The 5,473-nt window shown below is 75.1% G+C and carries 5 protein-coding genes; all 5 read left to right on the top strand.

Annotation, left to right across the window (positions count from 1 at the left end):
* The first annotated feature begins 201 nt into the window (after positions 1-201).
* Positions 202-1,470 (top strand): FAD-dependent oxidoreductase, encoded by a 1,269-nt coding sequence (locus tag GQS09_RS26635; protein WP_165990094.1) that lies wholly within the window; start codon positions 202-204, stop codon positions 1,468-1,470.
* Positions 1,471-1,649: 179 nt separating this feature from the next.
* Positions 1,650-2,720 (top strand): Acg family FMN-binding oxidoreductase, encoded by a 1,071-nt coding sequence (locus GQS09_RS26630; RefSeq protein ID WP_165990093.1) that lies wholly within the window; start codon positions 1,650-1,652, stop codon positions 2,718-2,720.
* A gap of 331 nt (positions 2,721-3,051) precedes the next feature.
* The gene (locus tag GQS09_RS26625) at positions 3,052-3,786 is read left to right on the top strand and encodes a TNT domain-containing protein (RefSeq protein ID WP_313896352.1); all 735 of its coding nucleotides are present in this window, start codon (positions 3,052-3,054) and stop codon (positions 3,784-3,786) included.
* Between the two features lie 12 nt (positions 3,787-3,798).
* Positions 3,799-4,047, top strand: a complete 249-nt coding sequence (locus GQS09_RS26620) for a hypothetical protein (protein WP_313896351.1) — start codon at positions 3,799-3,801, stop codon at positions 4,045-4,047.
* 38 nt (positions 4,048-4,085) lie between these two features.
* Positions 4,086-5,473, top strand: a 1,388-nt coding sequence (dnaG, locus tag GQS09_RS26615; protein ID WP_165990092.1) for a DNA primase, incomplete at its 3' end; no start/stop codon positions are given.

Genomic DNA, 5,473 nt, shown 5'->3' with positions numbered 1-5,473 from the left:
GCCGCCGGGGGGGACGGGCCGGGCGGGGCCGCGCGGAGCCCGGTGCGCACCGGGCGCGTGCGCGGGGGCGCCGGGCGGCGGTCAACCGCCGGGACCGGGGGGGATCTTGCCCGTCCGGGGGCCACCCGCCCCCTTCCCGGGGCGGTGTCCGGTGGGGCACGCTCCAAGGAAGAGGGGCAGCCGCGGGCGAGGAGGCATCGCGTGGACGGTACATACCGGACGTTTGTCATCATCGGCGGAGGGCTGGCCGGCGCCAAGGCCGCCGAGACCCTGCGCAAGGAGGGCTTCGGCGGTCGGGTCATCCTCATCGGCGACGAGCACGAACACCCCTACGAGCGGCCCCCGCTGTCCAAGGGCTACCTGACCGGCAGCACCGACCGGGAGAAGCTCCACGTCCACCCGCCCGCCTGGTACGCGGGCAACCGGGTCGAACTGCACCTGGGCCAGCCCGCCGTGCGGATCGACCGCGCCGCCCGCGAGGTCCGGCTCGGCGACGGCACCCGCGTGCCCTACGACGCCCTGCTGCTGGCCACCGGTGCCGAGCCCCGCCGCCTGGGCATCCCCGGCACCGATCTCGCCGGGGTGCACCACCTGCGCCGGGTGGCGCACGCCGACCACCTGCGCGGCGTGCTCACCGGCGGCCACCACGACGACGCCCCGCTGGTGATCGCCGGCGCGGGCTGGATCGGCCTGGAGGTCGCCGCCGCGGCCCGCACCCTGGGGGTGCCGGTCACCGTCGTGGAACCGGACCCCTGCCCGCTGCACCAGGTGCTCGGCCCGGAACTGGGCGCCGTCTTCACGGAACTGCACCGTGAGCACGGCGTGGAGTTCCGCTTCGGCACCCGGCTGGCCGCCGTCACCGGCGACCGCGGCATGGTGGCCGGGGCACGCACCGCCGACGGCGAACTGCTGCCGGCCCGCGCCGTACTGGCCGCCATCGGCGCGGCACCGCGCACCGCGCTGGCCGCCGCCGCCGGACTGGAGATCGCCGAGGGCGGCGGCATCGCCGTGGACGGCGGACTGCGCACCAGCGACCCGCGGATCTTCGCCGCCGGGGACGCCGCCTCGGTGACGCTGCCGGGCGGGGCGGACGGCGAGCGGCGCCGGGTGGACCACTGGGCCAACGCCCTGCACTCCGGCCCGGCCGCGGCCCGCTCCATGCTGGGCCGGGGCCGGCCCTACGACCGGGTGCCGTACTTCTTCTCCGACCAGTACGACGTGGGCCTGGAGTACTCCGGCTGGGCGCCGCCCGGCGGGTACCACCGGGTGGTCTTCCGCGGCGACGCGGGCAAGCGCTGCTTCATCGCCTTCTGGCTGGACCGGGACGGCCGGGTGCTGGCCGGGCTGAACGCCAACACCTGGGACGTCGCCGAGACCATCCAGGCACTCATCCGCTCCGGCCGCCCCGTCGACCCCGGGGCGCTCACCGACCCGCACCTCGACCTCGCCGCGCTCCTGCCGCAGCCCTGAGCCCGGCCCTGCCCGTTTCCGGGCCGGTGCCGCTTGCGCGCCTTTGGCCTGGGCGTTCCTTTGCCGGGCCCGCCTCGGCGCGGGGGCCCCGCCCGCACTAGGCTGAAGATCGGGACGCACGCAAGAAACCGTACGCGGGGACCGCACGCAGGGGACACCGAGCCGGAGGGAGACCCCAGGTGCAGCCAGAACTCGTCGGCGTGGAGACGGCACGGTCACTGGTCCGGGCCGCCACCGCCGCCCCGTCCATGCACAACGCCCAGCCCTGGCGGTTCCGCCTGCTGCGGGACAGCGGCACCCTCCAGCTCTGGGCCGATCTCACCCGCGTGCTGCCGCACACCGATCCCACCGGGCGGGGCCTGCACATCGGCTGCGGCGCGGCCGTGTTCAACCTCCGGGTGGCCGCGGCCGAGGCCGGCTGGGACGCGGCCGTCCGGCTGCTGCCCGCGCCCGAGGACCCCCGGCTGCTGGCCACCATCGGCCTGGAACGCCTGGAACGCCTGGAACCTGGCCCGGAGCCCGACCGGCCGCGGCTGCGGCCCGCCTCGGCCGGACACGAGGACCCGGCCGGGCTGATCCCGCTCGGTTCCGCGGTCTTCCGCCGCCACACCAACCGCTTTCCGTTCCGGGACGAGCCGGTGCACGAGGTGCTGCGCGCCCAGCTCGCCGACGCCGCCGCAAGGGAGGGCGCCCAGCTCGTCTTTCCCGCCGAGTGGCACTCGGAGAACGTGCTGGAGCTCATCCGGGACGCCGAGGGCCGGGACGCCACCGACCCCGGACGCCTGAAGGACCTGGAGCGCTGGACCCGCACCGGCACCGAGGCCGAGACCGCGGTGGACGGGGTACCCGAGTACGCCTTCGGCCCGCGGGAGCGCGACGGCCACCGGGTGATCCGCGACTTCGCCGGCCGCGGCACGGGCGGCCCCGCGGGTGCCGGCCGTGCCGGTGACCGGGAATCCGCCGTGTTCGAGGCGGCGCCGCAGCTCGCGCTGCTCGGCACCACCGAGGACCGCCCCTTCGACTGGCTGCGCGCGGGCGAGGCCCTGGAGCGGGTGCTGCTCACCGCCACCCTGCGCGGCCTGTCCGTCTCCCTCACCTCCCAGGCGCTGGACTGGGAGGATCTGCGCTGGCCGGTGCGCGACCCGGCCACCGGCATGGGATATGTGCAGATGGTGCTGCGCATCGGCTACGGCCCCAAGATCCCCGCCACTCCGCGCCGCCCCGTGGACGACGTCCTCGACATCGTCTGACCCGCCGCACCCCGGCCCCCTCGGCGCCGTCATTCCCGGCTCCGCCGTTCCCCGGCTCCGCCGTCTCCCGACCTCGCCGTNCGTCATTCCCGGCTCCGCCGTTCCCCGGCTCCGCCGTCTCCCGACCTCGCCGTTCCCTGACCCCGCTGCTCCCTGACCCCGCTGCTCCCTGACCCCGCTGCTTCCTGACCTCGCCGTTCCCGGGCGCCCGCCACCCGTACGGGTGATGTTCCCGCCTGCGCCTCCGGGCCGGTGCGGCTGCTGTGCGTAAAACAGCGTGCACTCTGCCGTACCGATCGCGCTGGAGGATCTGTTGAGGAAATGGCGGAACGTGCGGGCCGGTCTGCTGGCCGGTCTGAGCACGCTGATCGTGCTGTGCACGACGGCCGGCGCCGGGGCGGCGCCCACGGCGGCGCCCGCCGCGGCACCCGCGGCACCCGCGGCGGCCGAGGCGGGGAGCGCCGCGGCGGCACCGGTCTGCGTCGGCCGGTTCGAGAACGACGCCCGGCTCGGACCGGCCGTGCTGCCGGCGCCGGGGGAGCGACCGGTGGGTCCCCTGCTGGAGGACTGGCGGCGCACCGGCCTCCTCTCCTCCGAGGAGTTCCTGCGGAAATACTGGCGGGGATCGCCGGAGAGCGGCGGCTGGAGGTACCCCCCGAACGACGGATTCGCAGAGATCAACGGCCACGTCGACAAGTACCCGATGCGGCTGGAGAGGGGGAGCGTGATCGACCGGTTCGGCTCCGAGCGCGGCCGTTTCCTCGCCCCGGCCGGCACCCTCTTCAAGGAGCGGTCGCTGCCGCCGCAGAGCCTGAACACCCGCGACCCGGAAGTCCCCTGCGACTACCGGCAGTACGAGGTCCTCCGGCCGTTCACGGTGTGGGCGGGCACCACCGCCGCCTGGTTCGAACAGCCCGGCGGCGGGCAGCAGTTCATGCTCGACGCAAGGTTCATGTCCGAGGATTTCGAGCGCATCGACGTGGCCTGGCTGATCGCCGCCGGCTACCTGAAGCGGGTCCTCAGCCCGTCGGACCTCCCCGTCCCCGCTGCCGCCGCCGCCCGGTAGCCCGGTGGCCCGGTGGACCGCCGCACGCTGCACCGCATGCTGCGCGAGGCCCGGGTGCCCGGGGGCTACTACGTCATCGAGGGCGTCCACGAGCCCGCGCCCACGCCCGTCGATCACCTCTTCCTGCGCCGGCGCGGCGGGGCGTGGGAGACGGGCGTGTACGAACGCGGCCGGCACGAGGTGGCCGCACGCTTCGGCACCGAGTCCGAGGCCTGCGCCCACCTCTTCCGCCTCCTCACCGGGCCCGGCGGGCCCGCCTGACCGGCGGGAGCGTCAGTGCGGGGCCGTAGACTCGGGGCGTGGCCGGGAGGATCAGGGACGAGGACGTGCGGCGGGTGCGGGACGCGGTCCCGATCGACGCCGTGGTCTCCGACTATCTCCAGCTGCGCCACGCCGGCGGCGGCAATCTCAAGGGCCTGTGCCCGTTCCACGACGAGAAGAGCCCCTCGTTCCACGTCAGCCCCAGCAAGGGGCTCTACCACTGCTTCGGCTGCCAGGAGGGCGGGGACACCTTCGACTTCGTGCAGAAGGTCGAGCACCTGTCGTTCTCCGAGGCGGTGGAGCGGCTGGCCGCCCAGGCCGGCATCACCCTGCGCTACGAGGAGGGCGGATACGGCCGGGCCAGCCAGCAGGGCGAGCGCACCCGGCTGGTCGAGGCGCACAAGGCCGCCGCGGCCTACTACAGCGAGCAGCTCGGCGGCCCCGAGGCCGAGATCGCCCGCCGCTTCCTGGACGAGCGGGGCTTCGACCAGGCGGCCGCCGAGCACTTCGGCGTGGGCTACGCCCCGGCGGGCTGGGACCACGCGGTGCGCTTCCTGCGCGGCCGCGGCTTCACCGACAAGGAGCTGATCCTCTCCGGCATCGCCCAGGAGGGCCGCCGCGGGCCGATCGACCGGTTCCGCGGCCGGCTGCTCTGGCCGATCCGGGACGTGACCGGCGAGGTGGTCGGGTTCGGCGCCCGCCGTCTGCGCGAGGACGACACCGGCCCCAAGTACCTCAACACCCCCGAGACCCCGATCTACCGCAAGGGCCAGGTGCTCTACGGCATCGACCTGGCCAAGAAGGACATCGCCAAGGCCAACCAGGCGGTGGTGGTCGAGGGCTACACCGATGTCATGGCCTGCCATCTGGCCGGGGTCACCACCGCCATCGCCACCTGCGGCACCGCCTTCGGCGAGGGCCACATCAAGATCCTGCGGCGGCTGCTGATGGACAACTCCCGCTCCGAGGTGATCTTCACCTTCGACGGGGACGCGGCCGGCCGCAAGGCCGCGCTGCGTGCCTTCGAGGACGACCAGAAGTTCGCCAGCAAGACCTGGATCGCCATCACTCCCGGCGGCATGGACCCGTGCGACCTGCGCCGCTCCGAGGGCGACGAGGCGGTGCGCGGCCTGGTCGCGGGGCGCAGCCCGCTGTTCGAGTTCGCCCTGCGCTCGGTGGTGGACGAGCACAACCTGGAGACCGCCGAGGGCCGTTCCGCCGCGCTGGAGGCCGCCGCTCCGGTGGTGGCCGGCATCAAGGACCCGGCCATCCAGCACGAGTACGCGGTCCGGCTGGCCGGGCTGGTGGGCATCGCCGACGAGCGTTTCGTGCTGCGCCGGGTCGGCCAGCTCACCCGGCGCGCCCGCGAGGGCGGCGGAGCGCAGCCCGGCCGCCCGGGTGCGCCGGGCCGGGCCGGGCCGGCGCC

The organism is Streptomyces sp. YIM 98790, from assembly GCF_011421595.1.
Lineage (GTDB): Bacteria > Actinomycetota > Actinomycetes > Streptomycetales > Streptomycetaceae > Streptomyces.
This window is presented reverse-complemented; position numbering and strand designations above follow the sequence as displayed.